The organism is Streptomyces sp. ADI95-17 (assembly GCF_003846175.1).
GTDB lineage: Bacteria > Actinomycetota > Actinomycetes > Streptomycetales > Streptomycetaceae > Streptomyces > Streptomyces sanglieri.
The window spans coordinates 650,607-676,351 of the sequence record NZ_ML123048.1 but is presented as its reverse complement, the minus strand read 5'-3'; the positions used below and the strand labels follow the sequence as shown (position 1 = coordinate 676,351).

The following is a 25,745-nucleotide window of genomic DNA, read 5'->3' as shown; positions in this document are numbered from 1 at the left end:
CCGCACCGTCGGGCAGGCGGCGGGGAGGCCTGCCCGCGGCCCCGGCCTCAGGCGAGCAGCCCGGACAGCCGGGCTGCCTGCCGTTCGGCCGTTCCCGGCGGGTTACGGGGATGCCGGGGGTCGTCGAAGGACAGAAGGAACAACCAGACGAGCGCCAGCAGCCTGCGGCATTCCGGCAGTCGCGCACGTTCGGCGGCGGTCAGGTCGAACAGACCGAGGAACGCCGCCGCATCGAGCGGCGGGCCGGTCCAGGCGCCCACGTGTTCCGTGATCTCCGCCAGTTCGAAGGGCCGGTCGCTGAGACCGGAGTCCTCGAAGTCGACGACCCGTACACGAGTGCCGTCCCACAGGTAGTTGGCGAGGTTGCCGTCCCCCGGCCCGAACACCATCGGGACGTCCGGCCGGCCGGCCCGGTCCATGCCCGAACGGGAGAGCCAGGCCAGACCGCGGTCCATGGCCTCGCCCACCTCGCCGCCCGCTCGCGGGCGCACCCGCGGCACCCAGGCACGGATCCGGGCGATGAGCTGCTGCTGCCGGTCGGGCCGCACGGGGACCCCGGCCAGGACATCGGCCGGCACCGCCGAGTACAGCTCACCGGCGGCCGCCGCCAGGGCCCGCAGCCGCCGGTCGTCGAGCGGCCGACTACGCAGCGGCTCGCCCGGCACGCGCTCCATCATCACCACCGGTTCCTCCGCCGCGAGGTCCACGCTGTGCGGGACCGGGGCCAGGCCCGGTGCGTACGCGGCGAGAAGCCCGAGCGCGCGCCACTCCCGCTCGCACTCCGCGTGACTGCCGGGCCGGAACGTCTTGATCACGCGGTCGGACCGGAGGTCGACGGTGTGCGTACTCCACGGCATGGCCCGTTCCGTACCGAGCGCCCGCTATGCGGGCAACTGCTGCCGGTAGGGGGCGAGTTCGTCCGAGGTCTTCGTCGCGATGAATTCGGTGATGCGGTACGCGCACACGCCCTGCACCGAGAACGGATCCTGCGAGACGATCCTCTCGATCCCCGCGCGGTCGTCCCCGACGGCCAGGATCACCCCGCCGTCGCGCGGGTTCTTGCGGCCCGACGCGATGAACACCCCCGCCGCGTACTGCGCGTCCAGCCAGACGACGTGGTCCTGGAGCAGCTCGTCGACGCGCTCGAAAGGGGCGGTGTAGGTCAGTTCGAGTACAAACATGATCTCCAGGCTACGGGGACGCCGGGCCACGGCGGACCCCGGGCCCGTCCCTTGGGCAGCCCTTAGAATCGGCCGCACCATGACAAACCTTCCGATGCCCGCCGGTGAGGCCGAAGCCCGGGCCGTCCAGGACACCCTGCGCTCCCGGGTGGTGCTCGACGAACCCGGCCCGCCGCCCGGAACCGGCCGGGTCACGGGGGTGGACGTCGCCTACGACGACGAGCGGGATGTCGTCGTCGCGGCGGCGGTCGTCCTCGACGGGGCGACGTTCGAAGTGGTCGCCGAGACCACCGCCGTCGGCCGGGTCACCTTCCCGTACGTCCCCGGCCTCCTCGCCTTCCGGGAGATCCCGACCGTGCTGGCCGCGCTCGAATCCCTGCCGGTCGACCCCGGACTGGTGATCTGCGACGGATACGGCCGGGCGCACCCGCGCCGCTTCGGACTCGCCAGCCACCTCGGGGTGCTCACCGGCCTCCCGGTGATCGGCGTCGCCAAGAACCCCTTCACCTTCTCGTACGAGCAGCCGGGCCCCCGTCGCGGCGACTGGTCCCCGCTGCTCGACGGCGAGGAGGAGGTGGGCCGGGCGCTGCGTACCCAGGACGGCGTGAAGCCCGTCTTCGTGTCGGTCGGACACCGGACCGGCCTGGACAACGCCTGCGCCCACACCCTGCTGCTGGCCCGCGACTTCCGTCAGCCGGAGACCACCCGCAGGGCCGACTCGCTCTGCCGGAAGGCGCTGCGGGAGGCGGCCGTCTGACGGCGTGGGGCCCTTGAGTACGCGTACGGATACCGTTTGCCGATCATCACCGGCAAGCTTGTACGCATGAACGAACATCGAACGCCCACACGACCCGGCACCGTCTACCTCGCTCAGCGCCGGGTCGCGATAGGGATGACACTCGGGATGATCGCGGGAGCGGTCTGGGCCGTCTCGATGATCTGCACGCTGGTTTCCTGGGCGCTCTGAGCCCACGGCGCACGGCCGCCACTTGTCCGCCTGCCCGGCGGCCCGCGGCTATTCGTGCTGATCCGGCCCCTGGGCGTTGAGCAGCGCGCGCCAGGTGCCCTCGTCCCCGGTCCCCGTCGCCGGCAGATTCCGGGACTCCTGGAACTCCTTGAGCGACCGCATGGTCGAGAGGGTGTACGTACCGGTGCTGTCGGTCGGCACCCCGGCGTGGTGCAGCAGGTACTGCACCGCCGTGACGGCGTCGGGCTTGGTGGTGCGCGAGTCGACCGTGATGACCAGCAGTGGCCAGGTGTCCTTCCCGACCTTGCCGTCCGGGGTCAGACCGTGTGCGGACTGGAACTGCTTCACGGCCTCCGCCGTGGCCGGACCGTAGTCGGCGTCGACCTTCACGTCGAAGCCGTTGGCCCGCAGCAGCAACTGCACCGTACGCGCCTTCCAGAGCACATCGCCCTTGCGGGCCAACGGCCAGTCCGTGCCCTGCGACGGCCGGTCCGACACGTTCGCCGTGGCCTTGGCATCGCTCTGCCAGGCGGTCGGCGCCAGCCACCACACGAAGCCGCCGAGCACGAGCAGGAGGAGCGAGGCGATGGCCAGGGTCGGATACGCGACGGGGGAGCGGTCCCACCAACGGGCCGTCGCCCCGCGCCGGCCCGTTGGTCCGGCGGGCACGGACGCCGTTCCGGCGGGCACGGACGCCGTTCCGGGCGCGGCCGTGGCCGCCGGGCGCTTGCGGGACGGGGCCGCCCCCGCCGCCGCCTCGGCCAGGGCGCACGCCCGGACCAGGTCGTCGGCCGGAGCCCGCAGCGCCGAGTGCAACTGCTCGACGATCCTGCGCGGTGCGTTGGAGGCGTGGGTGGGATTCAGATAGCGCGACAGGGTGGTCTGGTCGACACCGAGCCGTTTGGCGAGGGACTGCTGAGTGGGTTTCTCGCGGCCGTCGCGGGCCGACGACTCCCACCAGTTCCTCAGCAACTCGGCGAGCGCTCGCCCCGGCTGCTCGTCCCGGCCCGCCACAGTGTTGTCCGTCATGGTTCTTCCCCGACTCTCTGTGTGCATAGCCGCAGGTCAACGCCGTGCATCGGGAACGTGCCCAGGTGCGCCGACCCGCGGGACGCAGATCGTAGTGAAAGCCCCGTTCGGTGCCGGACGGCCGAGGAGCGGCCGACCCGCCCGCACCGCGGGGCCGCTCCGCTCCCACCTCTTCCCGGAGGTGCTCCTGCCTGCGCTTACGCGGCGGAGCGGCTGGTCACGGGCCCGTCGCCGGGGGCACGGGAGGATCCGGGCGCGCAGCGGACATCACCCGTACGAGTGCGCGTCGCCCCGGCCGGCACGGGTCACCACGCGGACGAGCCGTCCACCCGCCCCGGGCGACCGTCGCTCAGCGGGCCGACGCGACCCGGAAGCGCAGACCGGCCGAGCGCAGCCGCTCCAGCAGCGCGTCACCCATGGCAGCGGCCGTGGTGACCTGACCCGAGGCCGGCGGGAGCTCGTCCAGGGCGAGGCACAGCGCGGACTCGGCGAGCATCTTCGCCGTCTCGTCGTAGCCGGGATCACCGCCCGAGACCTCGGTGAAGACCCGGTGCCCGCCGCCCTCGCCGACGAAGCGCACGGTGAACCAGCTGCGCCGGCGGCGCTCCGCGTCCGGCCCCTTGCCCGGCTCGTACCGGTCCATCAGCCAGGACCGGGCCGCCGGGACCTGCGCGGCGCCCAGCAGTGCGCCGACCGCGGCCGTGCCGCCGAGTGCCACGGGCAGGCGGCGTACCGAGGCGAAGTGGCGGTAGCGGAAGTCGGGGCCGTAGCGGGCCAGCACCCGCGCCGAGCGTTCGACGACCTGCGGGTCCAGCGTCGGCAGCGGGAGCGCCCAGGTGCCGGTCTCCGCGCTGAAGTGCGGGGTGCCGAGCAGGGCGCGGGCCCGGCGGGCGACCAGCCGCGGCTCGTGCAGCCGGCGCTCCCGGGCGGCGCTGAGCATCCGGGGGCCGCGGCCCATCGCGGTGAGCGCCGAGGCGAACGTACCGCCGGAGAAGACGGCGTTGCTGCGTACGAAGCCGTCGACGGTCAGGGGGACGTCCCGCGGCAGCTGCTGGACGGTGAAGTACACCCCGAGGTCGTGCGGTACGGAGTCGAAGCCGCAGGCGTGCACGATCCTGGCCCCGGTCTCGCGGGCCCGCGCGTCGTGCTCCAGATACATCCGGTCCACGAACTCCGCCTCGCCGGTGAGGTCCGCGTAGTCCGTCCCCGCCTCGGCGCAGGCCGCGACCAGCTTCTCGCCGTACCAGACGTAGGGGCCCACCGTCGTGGCCACCACATGGGCGGACTCGGCGAGTTCGCGCAGCGAGTGCTCGTCCCCGGCGTCGGCGTGCAGCAGCGGGAGCTCCGCGCAGCCCGGGTCGATCGCGGCGAGCCGTTCGCGCAGGCGCTCCAGCTTGGCCCGGTCGCGTCCGGCCACGGCCCAGCGGCAGCCGGAGGGCGCGTGGGCGGCGAGATATTCGGCGGTGAGGGCGCCCACGAAGCCGGTGGCACCGAAGAGGATTACGTCAAAGGGGCGTTGTGCCCCGTTCTGCCTGTTCATACGTGCCTCCGCGGGGCCGGCGCCGATGTGGCAGGCAGAGGTTAGCGGAGGGGGTCGTGGCGGTGTGCGGCCGGGCGGCCCTCATGGGAGAGGATCCCGGAGAAAGAACTAAGCGCTTGCTCGCCCCAAGGGGTTGTGCGGAGCGTGGCGCGTTCTTAGCATCATCGCTGTTACATCAGTTGTGTCATACCGCTGGGGGCTCGATGGCAACGACAGAGCACGGCTCGCACGGCCCGCTGTCAGGGGTGCGGGTGGTCGAACTGGCAGGCATCGGACCCGGCCCGTTCGCCGCGATGCTCCTGGCCGACCTTGGCGCCGACGTCGTCAGGGTCGACCGGCCCGGCGGTGCGGGGCTGGGCATCGACCCCGCGTACGACCTCACCAACCGCAACAAACGCTCCGTGCTCGTCGACCTCAAGGCCGAGGACGGAGCCGCCCGGGTGCTCGATCTGGTCGAGCGCGCCGACATCCTGATCGAGGGCTTCCGGCCGGGCGTCGCCGAACGCCTCGGCGTCGGTCCCGACGCGGCGCTGGCCCGCAATCCGCGGCTCGTCTACGGGCGGATGACCGGCTGGGGCCAGGACGGGCCGCTCGCCGAGCGGGCCGGCCACGACGTCGCCTACATCGCGCTCACCGGCACCCTCTCCATGATCGGCAAACCCGGCGAGCCGCCCACCGTCCCGGCCAATCTCGTCGGCGACTACGCGGGCGGCTCGCTCTATCTCGTCGTCGGTGTGCTCGCCGCCCTCCAGCACGCTCGCACCCCCGGCGGCCGGGGCCAGGTCGTGGACGCGGCCATCGTCGACGGTGCCTCCCATCTCGCCATGATGATCCACGGAATGCTGGCGGCCGGCGGCTGGCAGGACCGGCGCGGCTCCAACCTCCTGGACGGCGGCTGCCCCTTCTACGGCACGTACGAGACCGCCGACGGCCAGTACATGGCGGTCGGGCCGCTGGAACAGCGCTTCTACGAGGAGTTCGGCAGGCTTCTCGGGATCGGGGACGACGCCCCGGACCGGAGTGACATCGGCCGGTGGGAGGAGCTGCGCACCGTCGTCGCCGACCGGTTCAGAACCCGTACGCGTGCCGAGTGGACCGAGGTGTTCGAGGGGTCGGACGCCTGCGTCGCCCCCGTCCTCTCGCTCCGCGAGGCGCCGCACCACCCGCACCTCGCGGCCCGCTCCACCTTCGTCGAGCACGACGGGCTCACCCAGCCGGCGCCCGCACCGCGCTTCTCCGCGACCCCCGTCTCGGTGCGCCGCGCACCCGCCCGGCCCGGCGCGGACACCGAGGCGGTGGCCGCCGACTGGGGCGTACCCGGCATCGCGCGGCCCCCGGAGCGGGACGCCGGCTGACGAGCGGCTCGATGTGATCCCCGGCGGGCCCGCACCGGACCGGCCGGTCCCCACCGTCAAGAACTGGTTCCAGGAGGCACGCAGTGCAGCGGCAGATCTTCACCGAAGAGCACGAGGCGTTCCGCGAGACCGTGCGTACCTTCCTCACCAAGGAGGTTCTCCCGCACTACGAGCAGTGGGAGAAGGACGGCATCGTCTCGCGCGAGGCATGGCTCGCGGCCGGCCGGCAGGGGCTGCTGGGCCTCGCCGTGCCCGAGGAGTACGGGGGCGGCGGCAACACCGACTTCCGCTACAGCGCAGTCCTCGCCGAGGAGTTCACCCGGGCCGGCACCCCCGGCCTCGCGCTCGGGCTGCACAACGACATCATCGGCCCCTACCTCACCGGCCTCGCCACCGACGAGCAGAAGCGGCGCTGGCTGCCCGGATTCTGCAGCGGCGAGACCATCACCGCCATCGCCATGACCGAACCCGGCGCGGGCTCCGACCTCCAGGGCATCCGCACCACCGCCGAGGACAAGGGCGACCACTGGCTGCTCAACGGCTCCAAGACCTTCATCTCCAACGGCATCCTCGCCGACCTGGTGGTCGTGGTCGCCAGGACCACCCCGGAGGGCGGCGCCAAGGGGCTCTCGCTGATCGTCGTCGAACGCGGCGCGGAGGGCTTCGAGCGGGGCCGCAACCTCGACAAGATCGGCCAGAAGTCCCAGGACACCGCGGAGCTGTTCTTCAACGACGTCCGCGTGCCCAAGGAGAACCTGCTGGGCGAACGGGACGGCGCCTTCATCCATCTCATGACCAATCTGGCACAGGAACGGATGGGCATAGCGGTCGCCGGGATCGCCGCCGCGGAACACCTCCTGGAGATCACCACGAAGTACGTCAAGGAGCGCGAGGCCTTCGGAAGGCCGCTCTCCAAGCTCCAGCACATCCGGTTCGAGATCGCCGAGATGGCCACCGAGTGCGCCGTCACCCGCACCTTCATCGACCGCTGCATCGTCGACCACTCCGACGGCACGCTCGACGCCGTGCACGCCTCGATGGCCAAGTGGTGGGCCACCGAACTGCAGAAGCGCGCCGCCGACCGCTGTCTCCAACTCCATGGCGGATACGGCTACATGGCGGATTTTCCCGTCGCCAGGGCATTCACCGACGGCCGCATCCAGACCATCTACGGCGGCACGACCGAGATCATGAAGGAGATCATCGGCCGCTCGCTGCTCGCCTGATCCTGTCGCACAACCACCCTCGAAAGGCTGCTGTCTTGAGTACCGAAGCGTTTGTCTACGACGCGATCCGCACCCCGCGCGGCCGCGGCAAGGCCAATGGCGCCCTGCACGGCACCAAGCCGATCGACCTCGTCGTCGGCCTCATCCACGAACTCCGCAGCCGCTTCCCCGGCCTCGACCCGGCGGCCATCGACGACATCGTCCTCGGCGTGGTCAGCCCGCTCGGCGACCAGGGCTCCGACATCGCCCGGATCGCCGCCATCGCGGCCGGCCTCCCGGACACCGTCGCGGGCGTCCAGGAGAACCGCTTCTGTGCCTCGGGCCTGGAGGCCGTCAACCTGGCCGCCGCCAAGGTCCGCTCGGGCTGGGAGGACCTCGTACTCGCCGGCGGCGTCGAGTCGATGTCCAGGGTGCCGATGGGCTCCGACGGCGGCGCCTGGGCGATGGACCCGATGACCAACTTCGAGACCGGCTTCGCCCCGCAGGGCGTCGGCGCCGACCTCATCGCCACCATCGAGGGCTTCAGCCGCCGCGACGTCGACGAATTCGCCGCGCTCTCCCAGGAACGCGCCGCCGAAGCGTGGAAGGACGGCCGCTTCGCCCGCTCCGTCGTCCCCGTCAAGGACCGCAACGGCCTCGTCGTGCTCGACCACGACGAGCACATGCGGCCCGGCACCACCGCCGACTCGCTCGCCGCGCTCAAGCCGTCCTTCGCCGCGATCGGCGAGATGGGCGGCTTCGACGCGGTGGCGCTGCAGAAGTACCACTGGGTCGAGAAGATCGACCACGTCCACCACGCGGGCAACTCCTCCGGCATCGTCGACGGCGCCGCGCTCGTCGCGATCGGCAACAAGGAGGTCGGCGAGCGCTACGGACTCACGCCGCGCGCCCGGATCATCTCCGCCGCCGTCTCCGGCTCCGAGCCGACCATCATGCTCACCGGCCCCGCGCCCGCCACCCGCAAGGCCCTCGCCAAGGCCGGGCTGACCATCGACGACATCGACCTCGTCGAGATCAACGAGGCGTTCGCCGGCGTCGTCCTCCGCTTCGCCAGGGACATGGGGCTCTCCCTCGACAAGATCAACGTCAACGGCGGCGCCATCGCCCTCGGCCACCCGCTCGGCGCCACCGGCGCGATGATCCTCGGCACCCTCATCGACGAACTGGAGCGCCGTGACCAGCGGTACGGCCTCGCCACCCTCTGCGTCGGCGGCGGCATGGGCATCGCCACCGTCATCGAGCGTCTCTGACCGTCCCCGGCCACCCCTGCTTACGGAGAAGACAGACACATGACCGAGAGCACGACCATCCGCTGGGAACAGGACGAGACCGGCGTCGTCACCCTCGTACTCGACGACCCGAACCAGTCCGCCAACACGATGAACCAGGCGTTCAAGGACTCCATCGCGGCCGTCGCCGACCGCGCCGAGGCCGAGAAGGACGCCATCCGCGGCATCATCTACACCTCCGCCAAGAAGACCTTCTTCGCGGGCGGCGACCTCAAGGACATGATCAGGATCGGTCCGGAGAACGCCCAGCTGGCCTTCGACACCGGCACCGCCATCAAGAACTCGCTGCGCCGCATCGAGACCCTCGGCATCCCGGTCGTCGCCGCCATCAACGGCGCGGCGCTCGGCGGCGGTTACGAGATCGCGCTCGCCTCGCACCACCGCGTCGCCCTCGACGCCCCCGGCTCCCGGATCGGCCTGCCCGAGGTCACCCTCGGCCTGCTGCCCGCCGGTGGCGGCGTCACCCGCACCGTACGCCTCATGGGCATCGCCGACGCGCTGCTGAAGGTCCTCCTCCAGGGCACCCAGTACACCCCGTCGCGCGCCCTGGAGAACGGCCTGGTCCACGAGGTCGCCGCCACCCGGGAGGAGATGCTCGAAAAGGCCCGCGCCTTCATCGACGCCCACCCCGAGTCCCAGCAGCCCTGGGACGTCAAGGGCTACCGGATCCCCGGCGGCACCCCGTCCAACCCGAAGTTCGCCGCCAACCTGCCGGCTTTCCCGTCCAACCTGAAGAAGCAGCTCGCGGGCGCCCCCATGCCCGCGCCGCGCAACATCCTGGCCGCCGCAGTCGAGGGCTCCCAGGTGGACTTCGAGACCGCGCTGACCATCGAGGCCCGGTACTTCACCGAGCTGGTCACCGGCCAGGTCGCGAAGAACATGATCCAGGCGTTCTTCTTCGACCTCCAGGCCGTCAACTCCGGTGCCAGCCGTCCCAAGGGCATCGAGGAACGCCAGGTCGACAAGGTCGCCGTGCTCGGCGCCGGGATGATGGGCGCCGGCATCGCGTACTCCTGCGCCCGCGCCGGTATCGAGGTCGTCCTCAAGGACGTCTCCACCGAAGCCGCCGCCAAGGGCAAGGCGTACAGCGAGAAGCTGCTCGACAAGGCGCTCTCCCGGGGCCGCACCACCGAGGCCAAGCGCGACGAGCTGCTGGCCCGGATCACCCCGACCGGCGACCCGGCCGACCTGGCCGGCTGCGACGCGGTCATCGAGGCCGTCTTCGAGGACACCGCGCTCAAGCACAAGGTGTTCCAGGAGATCCAGGACATCATCGAGCCGGACGCGCTGCTCTGCTCCAACACCTCGACGCTGCCCATCACCGTCCTCGCCGAGGGCGTCTCGCGCCCGGCCGACTTCATCGGGCTGCACTTCTTCTCGCCCGTCGACAAGATGCCGCTGGTCGAGATCATCAAGGGCGAACAGACCGGCGACGAGGCCCTGGCCCGCGCCTTCGACCTGGTCCGCCGGATCAAGAAGACCCCGATCGTCGTCAACGACTCGCGCGGCTTCTTCACCTCGCGCGTCATCGGCCAGTTCATCAACGAGGGCGTCGCCATGGTCGGCGAGGGCGTCGAGCCCGCCTCCGTCGAGCAGGCCGCGGCCCAGTCCGGGTACCCGGCCAAGGTGCTCTCCCTGATGGACGAGCTGACGCTCACCCTGCCCCGCAAGATCCGCAACGAGACCAAGCGGGCCGTCGAGGAGGCCGGCGGCACCTGGCCCGGACACCCGTCGGACGCGGTCATCGACCGGATGGTCGACGAGTTCGGCCGCACGGGACGCAGCGGCGGCGCGGGCTTCTACGAGTACGACGAGGCCGGCAAGCGCACCCGCCTCTGGCCCGGACTTCGGGAGCACTTCACCAAGCCGGACACCGACGTCCCCTTCATCGACATGAAGGAGCGGATGCTGTTCTCCGAGGCGCTGGACAGCGTCCGCTGCCTGGAGGAGAACGTCCTGATCACCGTCGCCGACGCCAACATCGGCTCCATCATGGGCATCGGCTTCCCGCCGTGGACCGGCGGCGTGCTCCAGTACATCAACGGGTACGAGGGCGGCCTGCCCGGCTTCGTCGCCCGCGCCCGGGAGCTCGCGCAGCGGTACGGCGACCGCTTCCTGCCGCCCGCGCTGCTCGTGGAGAAGGCCGAGAAGGGCGAGACCTTCCACGACTGACGCACCACCCGCGGGCCGCGCTCACTCCGCCGTGAACGCGGCCCGCAGCTCCTGCTTCAACGACCGCTGGAACGCGGTCACCAGTGCCTGGAGCACCATCGGCTGCATATGGGCGGACAGCGACTTCATGGCGGCCACGTGCTCGGGGTCCGCCTCCCGCTCGCGGTACGGACCCCAGACCTCGTCCCGGAACAGCCGGGTCAGGTCCTGTGCGGCGGACCGGGAGTGCTCCAGCAGCACCGTACGGGCGGCCAGGATCGTCTCGTGGGCGATCGGCACACCGAGCAGCTCCACGCCGAGCCGCAGCAGCCCCGGATCCACCCGGTACCTCCCGTCGACCGGCTCCGCGCGTTCCAGCACACCCATCGCGGCCAGCCGCGCGATGTCCTGCTCGGTCAGTGCCCGGCCGGCCCGCCGCTCCAGCTCCGCCCGCGTCGCGTCCTCCGCCGAGTCGGGTGCCCACGAGGCCACCAGCGCGCGGTGGATCGCCAGGTCGTGCGCGCTCAGGTCCGGCGGCAGCTGTTCCAGATAGCGTTCGATCGCGGCAAGTGTCATGCCCTGGTGCTGGAGCTCCTCGATGAGCGCCAGCCTGGACAGGTGCTCGTGGCCGTAGTGCCCGACCCGGCGCGGCCCGATCACCGGGGGCGGCAGCAGACCCCGGGTGCTGTAGAAACGCACGGTGCGTACCGTGACACCGGCGCGCGCCGCCAGCTCGTCGACGGTGAGCGTCGGCTCCTCGGTGCCGGTCGCCATGTCTGCTCCTCGTGTCCGACCCTGAGGGCGAGCGGCTGTACGCGTGGCCCGCCCCGGTGCAACAGTATTGCTGTCTCACCATTGATGTGAAAGTGCTCGGTGTCAGAGGCGGGACGTAGCCTGCTGCCATGTCCGAGATCTCATATGTACGGGGGGACGCGACCGCACCCCATGGCAACGGCGTCAAGCTGATCGTCCACGTCTGCAACGACCTCGGCGGCTGGGGCAAGGGGTTCGTCCTGGCCGTCTCCCGCCGCTGGCCCGAGCCCGAGGCGGCCTACCGCCGCTGGCACCGGGAGCGCGCGGGCAACGACTTCGCCCTCGGCGCGGTGCAGTTCGTGCAGGTGAGCCCGTACATCTGGGTGGCGAACACGGTGGGCCAGCGGGGGATGCGCACGGGCAGCAACGGGGTTCCGGTGCGCTACGAGGCGATCGACACGGCCCTGGAGGCGGTGGCCGTCCGGGCCCGCGAGCTGGGGGCCTCGGTCCACATGCCGCGGATCGGCTGCGGGCTCGCGGGCGGGAAGTGGTCCCGGATCGAGCCCCTGATAGAGCGGCGGCTGACCGGACGGGGCATACCGGTGACGGTGTACGACTTCGACTAGGAGCCGTCCGGCCGTGTTCCGCCGGATAATCTGACCCCGGTCGAGGGGCGGCGGGAAGGGGTGGGGCCGGTGACGGGTGCCGAGACGGGGCGCGGAGAGCCCGGGCGCCCCGAAGCCGCCGCACCGCGCGACCCGGTGGACATGTCCCTGCTGACCCTGCTCGGCCTCGGGGCGGACGAGGATGCGGTCTACCGCCTGCTCGTGGACCGTCCCGACAGCGAACCGGCCGCGCTCGCGGGCCCGGTGAGCGGCCCCGAGGCGGCACGCGTCCTCGACTCGCTCGTCGAACGCGGGCTCGCCAGCGCCTCGCGGCCGGACGCCGACGGAACCGTCCGGTACCGGGCCGCCTCGCCCGTCCTCGCGCTCGGGCCGTTCCTGGAATCCCGCCGGTCCGCGCTGCACCGCGTCGAGTCGCTGGTCGGCGACCTCACCGAACGCCACCGCGCGGCCCAGTCGCACGCGTCGGGGGCACCGGTGGAGGTGCTGTCCGGTCCGGCGGCGATCCGGCGACGCCTGCTGACCATGCAGCGCCAGGCCAGGACCGAGGTGTGCACCCTGGTGCCGGCCAGGCATGTGCCCGCGGTGCTCAGCTTCGAGGACAACCACCAAGAGGTGGACTCGGAGATGATGGACCGCGGCGTGACCGTGCGCAGCGTCGTCGAACGCGAATGGCTGGAGCACCCGGAGACCGCGGCCGTACTGGCCTCCTGTGTCGCCCAGGGCCAGCACATCTCCGTCACGGACCGGCTGCCGATCAAGCTCGCCATCGTGGACCGCCGGGTCGCCCTGCTGCCGCTGGACCCGGAGCGCGAGGCGGAACCGGTGGCGCTCGTGGTGCACCGGACCGGCCTGCTCGCCGCGCTGGTCTCGCTCTTCGAGGAGCACTTCGAGAAGGGCTGGAGACTGAGCGTCTCCGGTACGGAGGAGGAACACGAGGCCCCGGTCGCGGCGATCGACCGGCAGATCGTGGCGCTCCTCCACGTCGGCCTGACCGACGCGGCCATAGCCCGCCAGTTGGGCATGGGCCACCGCACCGTCCAGCGGAGACTGCACGCGCTGATGGACGAAGTGGGCGCGGCCACCCGCTTCCAGCTCGGCTGGTACGCCGCACGAGCCGGGTGGCTGCCCGACATCGCGGACAACTCCGGGGCCCCGGAAGGCAGCTGAGGCGTAATTACGCCACGGCACTTTCGCGCCAGCGTCATCTCTTGTTCACCCGATCTCCATGGCGAACGATCAGCACGTCAACGCCTGAGCCCCCGTGGTTCAGGCGCAGGTGTGCGATGGGGAGGTCCCGTGAGACGAACGAGTGTGCTGCGGATGCTGGCGACCGGAGTGGTCGCCGCCGCGACCGGCGCGACGTTGCTGGCCGCACCCGCCTGGGCGGACGACACCGCCACGGCGCAGCCGACGGAGCCGGTGGCCGTCGCCCCGGCGATGACCCAGGGCCTGGACCGGACCGCCCGGCAGGGCACCCCCGCCGAGGCGGCCCGCGCCCACATCAAGGACCACAAGGACACGTACAAGGTCCCGGTCTCCGACCTGAAGACGCTGAGCACCACCGAGGAGGGCAAGCAGTCCTCGGTGCGATTCCAGCAGCAGCACGACGGCGTGCCGGTCTTCGGCGCCGAGTACGCGGTCCAGACCGAGGCGGCCGACGGCGGCCGGCAGGTCACCTCCGCGACCGGCACGCTCTACACCGACCTCACCGTCTCCACCACACCGAAGGTCGCCGAAGCCACCGCGAAGCAGCGGATGTTCACGCTCGACCGCGGCCTGTCCGGAGTCCGGGGCGCGAAGACCGAGGCGCACGGCCTGTCCGTGCTGCCCGACACCCACGGCGGCAGGCTCGCCTGGCACTTCACCGTCACCGGCGCCGAGGCGGACGGCGGCCCGGTGCGCCAGGAGGTGTACGTCGACGCACGGGTGGGCGGCATCGCGCTCTCGTACAACAACATCGACGCGGCGGACGCGTCGCCCGCGCAGGGGACGGGCGTACGCGTCGACGGCGGCGAGGCGAAGCTGGACGTCAGCAAGGAGGCGGACGGCTCGTACACGCTCGTCGACTCGACGCGCGCCATGTACCCGCGGACCGGCGGCCAGATACGTACCTACGACGCGCAGCGCAAGGAATACACGCTCGTCGCCGGCGGCCCGGTCACCGACGACATCCCGCTGAGCACCTCGGCGAGCGACCGCTTCGACGGCGCGAACACCTCCTCGGGCGCGGTCGACGCCCACCTGAACGCGGCCAAGGTCTACGAGTTCTACAAGAACCGGATCGGCCGCGACGGCATCGACGGCAAGGGCGGCACGATCCAATCCGTCGTCAACGTCGCCGCGAACGGCAAGGACTACGCCAACGCCTTCTGGGACGGCTCCAAGATGGTCTACGGCCACATGGACGGCGTACCGCTCTCCGTCGGCCTGGATGTCGTCGGCCACGAGATGACGCACGGGGTCACCGAGCATTCCGCCGGGCTCGTCTACCTCAACCAGTCGGGCGCGCTCAACGAGGCGATATCCGACTACTTCGGCAACGCCATGGAGACCGCCGACAAGGGCGTCGCGATGAGCGACCCGACGTCCGGCCTCATCGGGGAGTACCTCTGCAACGGCACCAAGCCGCTGGAGGAGTGCGCCCTGCGCGACCTGAACGACGGGCGCAACGCGCAGAAGGACTACGAGCCCATCACGCTCGACATCGACAACGGCGGGGTGCACTACAACTCCACCATCGTCGGCGGCGCGCTGTGGGACATCCGCAAGAACCTCGACACCGAGCTCGCGGACCGCATCATCTACCGCTCCGCGCAGAACTACCTCACGCCGCTGTCCGGCTTCACCGACATGCGCAACGCGGTGACCCTGGCCGCCAAGTCCCTGAAGGTCTCCAAGGCCGACCTCGCCACCATCGGCAAGGCCTTCGACGACCACGGCATCGAGGCCGGCTGGGAGCGCAAGGGCGGCACACACGACGGCACCACCATCGGCGCCGACATCCTGCCCGCCTACGAGGTCTACAGCGGCGTCGACGAGCAGGCGGCCCAGATCAACGGCGACGTCTACGCGATCAGCCACGGCGACGCCATCGCCTGGGACCAGGGCAGCGCCGCCTTCGGCATCACCGTGGGCCGCTTCGGCAAGAAGCCGGTGCACGAGGTGGCCCAGAAGGACGCCTATCTGCTCGACCCCTCCCTGGACGACGACCGCATCGTCTTCACCCGGATCACCGCCGACGGCATCGGCATCTACCGGACCGGCGCAAAGGGCCAGGGCGCGATCAAGAAGCTGGTCGACCTGCCGGGCGCCGACGAGACCGAGCCGGTGACCGACAACGGCGCGCTCGCCTACATCAGCACCACTCCCGACGGCGAGCAGGACGTCATGCTCCGCAAGGCCGACGGAACGACGGTCAACGTGACCCCGGAGGCCGGCACCAAGGCCGCCCGGCTCGCGATGAAGCACGGCAGGATCGCCTGGGCCGGAGTCGACGGCACCTGGGTCACCGTCTACGACATCGCCAAGGGCACCACGCAGACCAAGCGCATCTCCGGCTTCCTCTTCAACTACATCTCGGGCATCCAGATCACCTCGGACCGGGTGTTCTGGCGTGAGACCGGCGGCTTCCTGGTTCCGTCCTCGAAGTTCGTGTCGGCTCCGCTCGACGACCTGTCCAAGGCAGCGACACTGCGGTACCCGTCGAGCACCTACCTCGCCCAGTTCTCGGTCAACGACGAGTACTTCGCCTACTCCACCTACGACTTCTGGGGCGCCCTCGGCTCGTGGAGCGGTCCCGGCAAGGCGATGGTCGCCAAGACCGCCGACGTGATCGCCGGTGCCGACGACTACAGCCGGATCTCCTGCTCCTCCGGCGCCCAGCTCGCCCCGTCGCTCGGGGACGGACAGCGCGTCGCCTGGCTGGACACGAGCGCGGCGGCCACCGACGTGGTGACCCGCGAGACGTTCGCCGGGACCTGCGAGTAGTACCGACCGCACCTTCGTACCGAGGGCAGGGCGCCCACCGGACTCCGGTGGGCGCCCTGCCCTCGCTGATACAGGGATACGGGGTGAGTCACTCCGTATCGACTCCTATCGTGGGAGTGGACGCGGCGGAACGGGAGAGGGCCCATGACGGCACGGAGCACCGACGAGACACGGCTGGCCCTGGCGCTCCGCGCGACGCCGCCCTCCGACGCGCTGAGCGAGCAGATCCTGGACGCCGCGCGCGAGCAGTTCATGACCTTCGGGCTGCGCCGCTCCACCGTCGACGACGTCGCCAAGCGCGCCAGGGTCTCACGGGTGACCGTGTACCGCCGGATCGGCGGCAAGGACAGCCTCGTCTCCGCCTGTCTGTTGCGCGAGTACCGCCGCTTCGTCGTGGAGGTGGACGATGCCGTGGCCGCGCTGCCGACGACGGAGGACCGGCTCGTCGAGGGCTTCGCCGCGGTTCTCCGGCACATCCGCGAGCATCCGCTCATCGGCGGTCTGCTGAGGCTGGAGCCCGAGACGATGCTGCCGTTCCTGACCCTGGAGAGCGGACCGGCCTTCCTCGCCATCCGCGAGTACCTGGCGGACCGGCTGCGGGACGCCCGGCGCGCGGAGGGCCGGCCGGCGTGCGATCCGACCCCGGTCGCCGAACTGATGGTGCGGATCACCGTCTCCTTCCTCCTCAACCCCGTCAGCTGTTTCGAGCTGGACGACGACACCCAGGTGCGGGAGTTCGCCCGCCGCTATCTGGTGCCGCTGCTCGCTGCCGGGTAGCACCACCGGCGCGGCCTTCCGTCTCGTCGGGCAGGGGTTCCAAGGGGCGGTTGCGGGCCCAGTGCGGTCCGAGGTCGTCGAGCCGCCAGCCGAAGGGGTACGAACGGGGCCGAGGGCGCGCGGGAAACCTGCGCGGCCGGGCCGGCAGCCTGCGGACACAGCGCGCGCGCAGACGCAGGGCCGCCGACGCCGAGGCCCGCACCCACGGCGGCTGCGGCCGGAAGCCCAGCGCCGCCAGCAGCGGCTCGTCCAGCAGCCCGAGCGCGAATCGCGCCACCAGGGGCCGCAACGGACGCGGATACCAGCTCGCGATCACACGGAACGTGGCGTTCGCGACCCGCCGGTTCGCCGGGTCGTACGCGAACATCCGCTCCTCGTAGGAGTCGAGGAGCCGCTCGAACCCCTCGTAGGTGTCGGGCACCCTCTCGATGCCCATCATCGCCGCCGTCCTGCGGCCGGCCTCCACCAGGGCCTGGACCTCCTGGGTGCACAGGGGACGCCAGCCGAACCGGTCGATCCAGCGCTTCGGCCCCACGACCGTGGTCGCGAGGACATAGCGGAAGTCGTCGTTCGGGATCCTGTACTTGCCGTGGATCCGGTTGAGGTGACGCGCCGCCGCCCGCCCGCGCTCCGAGTCGAAGCCGTCGGCGGCCATCTCGTACCCGATCAGCACCGTGTCGTCGTACCGCTTCTGCCCGGCCCGTTCGAACTCCTGGGTCCGGTCGAGGAGCAGGGAGATCCGGGGCACGCCGTAGTCCCGGAGGAAGGCGACACTCACCCCCTGCCGGTAGTCCCAGGGGAACTCGTACTGGGAGATCAGCCGAAGGATCTCGGCGTAGTCGCGCGCCGGATCCATCCGGCGTATCTCGTGCAGGCGGCTGTATCGGCCCATGGTGCGCCCTCCTGTCCGGGTACCGACTCCCTGCGGGGCCCTCCTGTGTGTTGTCGCTGCGCGACGGACCAACTCACCCTCTGCGCAAGGAACATGAGAGACCGTCCGGCCCGGGAGTCAAAGTTACAAATACTATCGACTTGTTTCACGAGTCCCGTCAACACCACCGACGACCGGGCATGCGACGGGCTGCCGCGGGGGGCCGGTGCGCATGACTTCCCGGGCGCTCGCATACTGGGTCACACAGGGGACCGGGCGCCGAGCCGTGCGCCCGCCGACCGTCGGGAGCACCGTATGAGCAGCGAACCGGCCAGGGGCGCCGAACCCGTACCGCCGCCACCCGGCGGTGTGCTCTGGAGCCTCTCCGGCGACATCCGGGCCCTGCTGATGCTGCCCGCCGCGCTCACCCTCCAGGTGGCACACCCGGCGGTCGGCGCCGGGGTCGACGAACACTCCGTCTTCCGCACGGACCCCTGGGGACGCGGCGAGAGGTCCCTGCGCTCGCTCCAGCTCTGGGTGTACGGGGGCGAGGCGGCGGCCGAGGAGGGGCGCAGGCTGCGCGCCCTGCACCACACCATCCAGGGCACCGACACCCGGGGGCGCCGCTACCACGCGCTGTCGCCCGCCAACTACGCGTGGGTGCACGCCACGGGCTTCCCGGTCTACCAGCACGCCGCCCGCTATCTCGTCCGGCCGCTCACCCCGGCACAGGAACGCGCCCTGTACCGGGAATGGCTCCAGGTCGGCAGGATCCTCGGCATCCACGACCGGGACATGCCGCAGACGATCGAGGAGTTCTGGCCGTACTACCGGAAGGTGCTCGCCGACGAGATCGGGGCGACCGCGGTCGTCGAGGACCTGGTCGCCGTCGACCGCCCCGTCCCGCCGCCGGACCGCGGACCCCTGCCGCTCAGGCTGCTGCTGAAGGTGCTGTGGCCGGTGCTGTTCCCGCCGCTGGCCCGGTTCCGGCGCTTCGTCACCATCGGGCTGATGCCGCCGGAGGCACGCGAGGCCATCGGGCTGGAGTGGACGGACCGGCAGGAGCGCAGACTGCGGCGCTTCAGCGGGGTGGTGCGGCGTGTGGTGCCGGTGCTCCCCGAGCGGCTGCGCTATCTCCCGTACGCGCGCAGGGCACGGGCGGCCCACCGCGGGATCACGCGGAGGCCCGGCGCACCAGCTCGGTCGGTGTGATCACCGAGTCCTGCTCGTCGCCCCCGGCCTCGCCGTCGAGCCGGCTCATCAGCATCCGCACCATCAACCGGCCCATGCCCTCCACGTCCTGACGGACCGTCGTCAGCGGCGGCTCGGTGGCCTCGGCTATCGACACCATGTCGTCGAAGCCGACCAGGGCCACCTCGTCCGGCACACCGCGGCCGCGCTCGCGCAGCACCCGCAGGGCGCCCGAGGCCATCAGGTCGTTGGCGGCGAAGACCGCGTCCAGACCGGGGTGGCGATCGAGCAGCTCCGCCATCGCCCGCGCGCCGCCTTCGACGGTGAAATCGCCTTCCGCGAGCAGCGTCGGATCGTTGTCGGGCAGCACGTCGCGGTAGCCGTCCACCCGGTCCAGGGCCGAGGTCTGGTCGGGCGGTCCGGCGATGTGCGCGATCCGCCGCCGCCCCAGGGCGACGAGATGGCGTACGGCCGCGGCCGCGCCGCCGCGGTTGTCGCAGTCGACGTACGGGACGGCCAGTTCGGAGGCGGCGCCCGGCAGGCCCGGACGGCCGCCGTACACGGTGGGCACCCGGAACCTGCGGATGATCGCGGGGAGTTCGTCGTCGGTGTGCAGCGAGAAGGCCAGCACGCCGTCCACATGGCCACCGGCCAGATAGCGGGCGACCCGGTCGAAGTCTCCGCTGCCCTCCACCAGGAGCAGGACCAACTGGGAGTCGTGCAAGGTGAGTTCGCGGCTGATGCCACGGATCTGCTGAGAGAAGAACGGGTCGGAGAAGATCCGGAACTCCGGCTCGTCGATGATCACGGCGACCGCGCCGTTGCGCCGGGTGACCAGGGTCCGGGCCGCGTGGTTCGGTACGTAGCCGAGCTCCTCGACCGCCTTGCGCACCCGGTCCGCCAGCGGCTTGCGCACCCCGGCCCCGCCGTTCACCACCCGGGAGACCGTCGCCCGGGAGACCCCGGAGCGGGCCGCCACCGCTTCCAGGGTGGGGCGGGCATCGGCGGCGGGGTCGTGGGACGGACCGGGCAAGGGACGCTCCTCGTACACGCGGAATCGGGCCGGAAACGGCCGGGGCCGGCCGGACAGCACCGACGCCATCAGCCTAACCGGCGCCGCCGGCCCGCCGCCGGGGGCACCGTCGCCCCACGTGGAGGAGGAGGGGCGACGGCGTCCGGACCCGGTCCGCGTTCCGGTCAGCGGTGGTCGTGCACGGAGTTCGTCGCCGCGATCTTCTTCCAGGAGGCGGGACGGGCCGGCTGCCCGGCGGAGTGCAGGGCGTGCGGGCCGGCCGCCGCCGGGGCCGCGGGCCGCTCCGCGCGGAACAGCCAGGCGTCGAAGAGGGCGGCGAGCGGCTTGCCCGAGACCCGCTCCGCGTATGTCACGAAGTCGCTCACGCTCGCGTTGCCGTGCGCGTGCTCGGCGGGCCAGCCCTTCAGCAGCGCGAAGAACGTCTCGTCGCCCAGCTCGTTGCGCAGCGCCTGGATCGCCATCGCGCCCCGGTCGTAGACGGCCGCGTCGAACTGGTTGTCGGGGCCCGGGTCGCCCGGCTTCACCTCCCAGAAGGGGTCGTCGGCCGGGTGCAGGGCGTAGGTGTAGTCCGCCAGTTCCTGCGCGGTTCCCTCGCCCTCCTTCTCCGACCACAGCCACTGGCTGTAGCGGGCGAAGCCCTCGTTGACCCAGATGTCCTTCCAGCCCTTGAGGGACACGCTGTCGCCGTACCACTGGTGCGCCAGCTCATGGACGACGACCGAGACATTGGAGCCGTTGGCGAACTGCTTGGGGCTGTAGAACGGCCTGGTCTGGGTCTCCAGGGCGAAGCCGCTGGTCACATTGGGGGAGTAGCCGCCGAGCGCGTCGAAGGGGTACGGCCCGAAGATACCGGTCAGCCACTCGGCGACCTCGGCGGTCCGCTCGATGCTGGCGCGGGCCGCACCGGCGTTGGCACCCAGGTCCTTGCTGTAGGCGTTGACGACCGGCAGCCCGTCCGACGTGGTGTCCGTGGTGATGTCGAACTTCCCGACCGCCAGCGTCGTCAGATAGGTCGCCTGCGGCTGGGCGGAGCGCCAGTTGAAGCGGGTCCAGCCGAGCTTCGAACTCTGGGACTGGAGCCTGCCGTTGCTGATCGCCTGGGTGCCGTCCGGGACGGAGACCGAGATGTCGTACGTCGCCTTGTCCAGCGGGTGGTCGTTGCTCGGGTACCACCACGCGGCCGACTCCGGCTCCTGGGCGGCCACCGCGCCGTCCGGGGTGCGGACCCAGGACGTCCAGCCGTTGATCTTCACCTCGGAGGGCTTCCCGGCGTACCGCACGACCACCGAGACGGATCTGCCCTTCGCCAGCGGAGCGGCCGGGGTGATCTCCAGCTCCTGCTCGCCGTTCTTCACATGGCCGGCCTTCTTGCCGTCGACCCGCACCTCGGAGACCTCCAGCCCGAAGTCCAGGTTGAAGCGGCTGAGTTCCTGGGTGGTCGTGGCGAGGATGGTCGCCGTGCCCTCCAGCAGATCGGTCGAGGGCTGGTACTTCAGCCGCAGGTCGTAGTGGGACACGTCGTAGCCGCCGTTGCCGCTGGCCGGGTAGTAGGGGTCGCCGATGCCCGGGGCGCCCACGGTGCCTTCGGCGGCCGAGGCCGGGATCGCCAGCAGCAGGGAGGCCGCGATTGCGCTCGGGACGATGAATCTGCGGTGCACGGAATGCTCCAAGTCGTCGGGGCGAATGATCTTTCGAACCGTCACGTCGACACTATTCAGCGACCGTCGCAACAGTCGTGTCCATGGCCACAGCTGTCACACGATCGCCATTCGGCCGCCACTCCGGCCCGTCGAATTTACGCCATGATCATGCCATTCATCTCGCTGATCGCCCTCTGTCGCGGAGGAGTTGACCGGGGTACCTTCCGCCCATGCCGATTCGTGCGCGTGGCCCCCGTTCGAGTTACCGATCGCTGGTGGTGGCGGCCGTCGCCGCCCTGATGGCCGTTCTGCTCTCACCGGCCGGCGCCCAGGGCGCGAGCCCCGGGAAGGCCCGGCCACCGGAGAGCAGGCCCGTCTACTCGTACGGGGATGCCGTCCGCGAATCGGTCTGGGTCGACACCGGCCTGGACGGCGACGGGGACGGGCGCAACGACCGCGTCGCCGCCGACATCGTCCGGCCGCGCGAACCCGCCCGGCAGGGCCGGAAGATCCCCGTGATCATGGACGCCAGCCCGTACTACTCCTGCTGCGGGCGCGGCAACGAGGGCCAGCTCAAGACATACGACGCCGACGGCCGGCCGGTACAGTTCCCGCTGCACTACGACAACTACTTCGTGCCGCGCGGTTACGCCTTCGTCGCCGTCGATCTGGCCGGAACCAACCGGTCCGACGGCTGTGTGGACGTCGGGGGCCGATCGGACGTCCGGTCCGCCAAGGCCGTCATCGACTGGCTCAACGGCCGCGCCCGCGCCTACACCACCCGCACCGGCTCCGCGCGCGCCTCGGCCGGCTGGTCCGACGGACGCACCGGGATGATCGGCAAGAGCTACGACGGCACCGTCGCCAACGGCGTCGCGGCGACCGGCGTCGAGGGGCTGCGGACCATCGTGCCGATCGGTGCCATCTCCTCCTGGTACGACTACTACTTCGCGCAGGGCGCACCCCTCTACGGCAGCGGCCCCGAATGGCTCTCCGGCTACGTGGAGAGCCCCGAGGCGCAGGGCCGCTGCGCCGCGGTCCAGCAACGGCTCGTCGACGGCGCCCCGCGCACCGGCGACTGGACGGGCCTGTGGACAGGGCGCGACTACGTGAAGGACGCCCGCAAGGTCCGCGCCAGCGTCTTCGCCGTACACGGCATGCAGGACCTCAACGTCCGGACCAAGCACCTCGGCCAGTGGTGGGACGCGCTCGCGGACCGGGGCGTGGAGCGCAAGATCTGGCTCTCCCAGACCGGACACGTGGATCCGTTCGACTACCGGCGCGCCGAATGGGTCGACACACTGCACCGCTGGTTCGACCACTACCTGCTCGGCTACGACAACGGCATCGACCGTGAGCCGATGGCCGACATCGAACGCCACCCCGACCAGTGGTCCACCGACCGGGTCTGGCCGCCCCGCACCACCCACGTCACCACCGTGCGCCCCGGCGCCGGGAACGCGCCGGGCGTCGGCACTCTGGCCCTGAAGCCCGCCCGCCCCGGCGCCACCGAGACATTCACCGACGATCCGTCGCAGAGCGAGACGGAGTGGGCCGCGGACCTGGACCGGACCACCGGCGCCAAGGCCGGCTTCCGCACCGCACCGCTCACCACCGGCCTGCGGCTCTCCGGCTCCTCCAGAGTCACCGTCACCGCCACCCCGTCCACGACGACCGCCCACCTCTCCGCGGTCCTCGTGGACATCGGCCCCGACACCATCCGTGACTACGGCTCGTCCGGCGAGGGCATCGTCACCCTCACCGAGCGCAGTTGCTGGGGCGCGAGCACCGCGGGGGACAGTTCCTGCTTCAAGGAGACCAGGGCCGGCACCGCCACCGTCGACCGGACCGTGGTCAGCCGCGGCTGGGCCGACCTGGGCACATACGCCGACGCGCGCAAGGGCCGCCCCCTCACTCCCGGCAAGGCCGTCACCCTCACCATCGACCTGGCCGCCACCGACCATGTCGTCCCGGCCGGCCACCGCCTCGCCCTGATCGTCGCCGGAACCGACCGCGACCTCATCGACCCGCCGGACTCCACCCCCACCCTCACCATCGACCTGGCCCGCACCTTCGCGAAGCTGCCGTTCGTCGGCGGCACCGGAGCCTTCGTCCGCGCCACCACGGGCTCCGCAGCCGTCCCGGACAGCCCCGGGACCGCCGACGCGGGGGGCGTCGCACCGCCGCGCCCCGCCGCCCGCGTCCCGGGCGGCGGCCACGCGTAGCGCCGCGGGCTGCGGACCCGGGGACCGGTGCGCCGACCGGTACCGCTTGTTGATCCCGGGAGGTGAGCGCTGCGTGTGGTACTGCCTACGGAGAGCGAAAATATTGCTTCCGTGAAAGGTGCCATTCGTGTCGCAGGACGAACAGAGAACGGGCGGCCGGGGTGAACTGTCGGTGACGGCGGACCTCCCCGGCGACCCGGACCGGAACCGGCACCCCACGACGGACCGGGCGGTCTTCGGCGTCACCGCCGTGCTCACCCTCGCCTTCGTGGTCTGGGGAGCCACCGCCACCGACTCGCTGGAGGACATCTCCAGTTCCATGCTCAACGGGCTGATCCACAACGGCGGTTGGGCCTTCATGCTCGCCGCTTCCGGCTTCGTGGTCTTCGCCCTCTGGCTCTCCGTCAGCCGCTACGGCAAGATCGCCCTCGGTCAGGAGGGCGAGGAGCCCGAATTCCGGACCGTGTCCTGGGTCGCCATGATGTTCAGCGCCGGCATGGGCATCGGCCTGATGTTCTACGGGGTCAGCGAGCCGCTCGCGCACTTCACCAGCCCGCCGCCCGGCACCCACCCCGCCGACGCCGCCGAGGCGATGCAGACGGCGATGGCCACCACCCTCTTCCACTGGACGCTCCACCCCTGGGCCATCTACGCCGTGGTGGGTCTGGCCATCGCGTACAGCACCTTCCGGCGCCGCCGCAGGCAGACGGTCAGCGCGGTCTTCGAGCCGCTCATCGGAGCCCGGCACGCCCACGGCGGTCTCGGCCGGCTGATCGACATCCTCGCCATCTTCGCGACGCTCTTCGGCTCCGCCGCCTCCCTGGGCCTCGGCGCCCTCCAGATCGGCAGTGGCTTCCACGAACTGCACTGGAAGGAGGAGACCGGCACCGGACTGCTGGTGCTGATCATCGCCGTGCTGACGGTGGCCTTCGTCGCCTCGGCGATCTCCGGTGTGGAGAAGGGCATCCAGTGGCTCTCCAACACCAATATGGTCCTCGCCCTGGTCCTCGCCGTCTTCGTCTTCGTCGCCGGCCCCACCATCATCGTGCTCGACCTGCTGCCCACCTCGATCGCCGCCTACTTCGGCAATCTGGCCCAGCTCGCCGGACGCACCGAGGCGACCGGCAAGGGCGACGTCGCCGAGTGGCTCGGCAACTGGACCGTCTTCTACTGGGCCTGGTGGATCTCCTGGACGCCCTTCGTCGGCATGTTCATCGCCCGGATCAGCCGCGGCCGGACGATCCGCCAGTTCATCGGGGGCGTCATCCTGGTGCCCAGCACCGTCAGTCTGGTGTGGTTCGCGATCTTCGGCGGTACGGCGATCAACCTCCAGGAGGCGGGCAGGCTCGGCAACGCCGTCACCCAGGAGGCACAGCTCTTCGGCGTGCTCCAGCAGTTCCCGATCGCCACCGTGATGAGCCTGCTGGTGATGATCCTGGTCGGCATCTTCTTCGTCTCGGGCGCCGACGCCGCCTCCATCGTGATGGGCACGCTCTCCCAGAAGGGCATCCTCGAACCCGCCAAGTGGGTCGTCGTCTTCTGGGGCGTGGTCACCGGAGCCGTGGCCGCGATCATGCTGCTCATCGGCAACGGCAAGGGCGACGCGCTCGCCGGACTCCAGAACCTCACGATCCTGGTCGCCGCGCCGTTCACCGTCGTCATGATCGGCATGTGTGTGGCGCTGATGCGGGACCTGCGCCAGGACCCGCTGATCGTCCGGCGTGAATTCGGTGTGGAAGCCGTCGAATCCGCAGTCATCGAAGGGCACGCGAAATACGCCGGTGACTTCGAGATCCGGATCGGTCCGGGCGGCAGCCAAATCACCACCGGGCTCCACGAGGACCACGGACCCGACCGGGACCCCGCCGGCCCGGCGGACCCACCGCGCGACGGCTGAGGACGCC

The 25,745-nt window shown here is 71.2% G+C and carries 21 protein-coding genes; 13 read left to right on the top strand and 8 right to left on the bottom strand.

Features of this window, described 5'->3' with window-relative positions; genetic code table 11:
• Positions 1 to 47: 47 nt before the first annotated feature.
• On the bottom strand, positions 48 to 857 hold the full coding sequence (locus tag EES42_RS26030; RefSeq protein ID WP_124720669.1) for a phosphotransferase family protein: 810 nt from the start codon (positions 855 to 857) through the stop codon (positions 48 to 50).
• A 24-nt stretch (positions 858 to 881) separates the two neighbouring features.
• Positions 882 to 1,181 carry a YciI family protein gene (locus EES42_RS26025; RefSeq protein WP_124720668.1) on the bottom strand — a complete coding sequence of 100 codons (300 nt, stop codon included), beginning with the start codon at positions 1,179 to 1,181 and terminating at the stop codon, positions 882 to 884.
• A 79-nt stretch (positions 1,182 to 1,260) separates the two neighbouring features.
• Between EES42_RS26025 and EES42_RS26020 the strand changes: the two genes are divergently transcribed.
• A complete protein-coding gene (locus EES42_RS26020; RefSeq protein WP_241196586.1) occupies positions 1,261 to 1,938 on the top strand; it encodes an endonuclease V in 678 nt (225 codons plus the stop codon).
• Positions 1,939 to 2,004: 66 nt separating this feature from the next.
• On the top strand, positions 2,005 to 2,148 hold the full coding sequence (locus EES42_RS44900) for a morphogenic membrane protein MmpA (RefSeq protein WP_164495320.1): 144 nt from the start codon (positions 2,005 to 2,007) through the stop codon (positions 2,146 to 2,148).
• A 48-nt stretch (positions 2,149 to 2,196) separates the two neighbouring features.
• On the opposite strand, the gene EES42_RS26015 is transcribed toward EES42_RS44900, so the two are convergent.
• Positions 2,197 to 3,177: a peptidoglycan-binding protein gene (locus tag EES42_RS26015; protein WP_164495319.1), complete on the bottom strand. Its 981-nt coding sequence runs from the start codon at positions 3,175 to 3,177 to the stop codon at positions 2,197 to 2,199.
• Positions 3,178 to 3,526: 349 nt separating this feature from the next.
• Positions 3,527 to 4,717, bottom strand: coding sequence for a saccharopine dehydrogenase family protein (locus tag EES42_RS26010; protein WP_124720666.1), 1,191 nt, complete (start codon positions 4,715 to 4,717; stop codon positions 3,527 to 3,529).
• Positions 4,718 to 4,920: 203 nt separating this feature from the next.
• Here EES42_RS26010 and EES42_RS26005 point away from each other — a divergent pair, with 203 nt between their 5' ends.
• The 4 genes from EES42_RS26005 (at position 4,921) to EES42_RS25990 (ending at position 10,759) form a co-directional block, all read left to right on the top strand.
• Positions 4,921 to 6,072: a CaiB/BaiF CoA transferase family protein gene (locus tag EES42_RS26005; protein ID WP_124720665.1), complete on the top strand. Its 1,152-nt coding sequence runs from the start codon at positions 4,921 to 4,923 to the stop codon at positions 6,070 to 6,072.
• Positions 6,073 to 6,155: 83 nt separating this feature from the next.
• Complete coding sequence (locus tag EES42_RS26000; protein ID WP_124720664.1) at positions 6,156 to 7,298, top strand: acyl-CoA dehydrogenase family protein; 1,143 nt, start codon at positions 6,156 to 6,158, stop codon at positions 7,296 to 7,298.
• A 35-nt stretch (positions 7,299 to 7,333) separates the two neighbouring features.
• Positions 7,334 to 8,548, top strand: a complete 1,215-nt coding sequence (locus EES42_RS25995) for an acetyl-CoA C-acetyltransferase (RefSeq protein ID WP_124720663.1) — start codon at positions 7,334 to 7,336, stop codon at positions 8,546 to 8,548.
• Positions 8,549 to 8,587: 39 nt separating this feature from the next.
• Positions 8,588 to 10,759 (top strand): 3-hydroxyacyl-CoA dehydrogenase NAD-binding domain-containing protein, encoded by a 2,172-nt coding sequence (locus tag EES42_RS25990; RefSeq protein WP_124720662.1) that lies wholly within the window; start codon positions 8,588 to 8,590, stop codon positions 10,757 to 10,759.
• A 21-nt stretch (positions 10,760 to 10,780) separates the two neighbouring features.
• Here the strand turns inward: EES42_RS25990 and EES42_RS25985 are convergent, their stop codons facing one another.
• On the bottom strand, positions 10,781 to 11,512 hold the full coding sequence (locus EES42_RS25985; protein ID WP_124720661.1) for a MerR family transcriptional regulator: 732 nt from the start codon (positions 11,510 to 11,512) through the stop codon (positions 10,781 to 10,783).
• Between the two features lie 128 nt (positions 11,513 to 11,640).
• Between EES42_RS25985 and EES42_RS25980 the strand changes: the two genes are divergently transcribed.
• From EES42_RS25980 to EES42_RS25965, 4 genes are all read left to right on the top strand, one after another.
• Complete coding sequence (locus EES42_RS25980; protein WP_124720660.1) at positions 11,641 to 12,117, top strand: macro domain-containing protein; 477 nt, start codon at positions 11,641 to 11,643, stop codon at positions 12,115 to 12,117.
• A 69-nt stretch (positions 12,118 to 12,186) separates the two neighbouring features.
• Entirely contained in the window at positions 12,187 to 13,284 is a 1,098-nt protein-coding gene (locus EES42_RS25975; protein WP_124720659.1) for a hypothetical protein, read from the top strand.
• Between the two features lie 129 nt (positions 13,285 to 13,413).
• A complete protein-coding gene (locus EES42_RS25970; protein ID WP_124720658.1) occupies positions 13,414 to 16,104 on the top strand; it encodes a M4 family metallopeptidase in 2,691 nt (896 codons plus the stop codon).
• A 144-nt stretch (positions 16,105 to 16,248) separates the two neighbouring features.
• Complete coding sequence (locus tag EES42_RS25965) at positions 16,249 to 16,881, top strand: TetR/AcrR family transcriptional regulator (RefSeq protein ID WP_124720657.1); 633 nt, start codon at positions 16,249 to 16,251, stop codon at positions 16,879 to 16,881.
• On the opposite strand, the gene EES42_RS25960 is transcribed toward EES42_RS25965, so the two are convergent.
• The gene (locus EES42_RS25960; protein WP_241196585.1) at positions 16,799 to 17,773 is read right to left on the bottom strand and encodes an oxygenase MpaB family protein; all 975 of its coding nucleotides are present in this window, start codon (positions 17,771 to 17,773) and stop codon (positions 16,799 to 16,801) included. The genes EES42_RS25965 and EES42_RS25960 overlap by 83 nt on opposite strands.
• Before the next feature lie 294 nt (positions 17,774 to 18,067).
• On the opposite strand from EES42_RS25960, the gene EES42_RS25955 reads away from it, so the two are divergent.
• The gene (locus EES42_RS25955) at positions 18,068 to 18,964 is read left to right on the top strand and encodes an oxygenase MpaB family protein (protein ID WP_124720656.1); all 897 of its coding nucleotides are present in this window, start codon (positions 18,068 to 18,070) and stop codon (positions 18,962 to 18,964) included.
• Here the strand turns inward: EES42_RS25955 and EES42_RS25950 are convergent.
• The gene (locus EES42_RS25950; RefSeq protein WP_124720655.1) at positions 18,927 to 19,976 is read right to left on the bottom strand and encodes a LacI family DNA-binding transcriptional regulator; all 1,050 of its coding nucleotides are present in this window, start codon (positions 19,974 to 19,976) and stop codon (positions 18,927 to 18,929) included. The two genes, EES42_RS25955 and EES42_RS25950, sit on opposite strands and share 38 nt — an antisense overlap.
• 164 nt (positions 19,977 to 20,140) lie before the next feature.
• Complete coding sequence (locus EES42_RS25945; RefSeq protein WP_124720654.1) at positions 20,141 to 21,634, bottom strand: M1 family metallopeptidase; 1,494 nt, start codon at positions 21,632 to 21,634, stop codon at positions 20,141 to 20,143.
• A 212-nt stretch (positions 21,635 to 21,846) separates the two neighbouring features.
• On the opposite strand from EES42_RS25945, the gene EES42_RS25940 reads away from it, so the two are divergent.
• On the top strand, positions 21,847 to 23,841 hold the full coding sequence (locus tag EES42_RS25940; RefSeq protein WP_124720653.1) for a Xaa-Pro dipeptidyl-peptidase: 1,995 nt from the start codon (positions 21,847 to 21,849) through the stop codon (positions 23,839 to 23,841).
• A gap of 127 nt (positions 23,842 to 23,968) precedes the next feature.
• A complete protein-coding gene (locus tag EES42_RS25935; protein ID WP_124720652.1) occupies positions 23,969 to 25,738 on the top strand; it encodes a BCCT family transporter in 1,770 nt (589 codons plus the stop codon).
• The last annotated feature ends 7 nt before the right edge of the window (positions 25,739 to 25,745 follow it).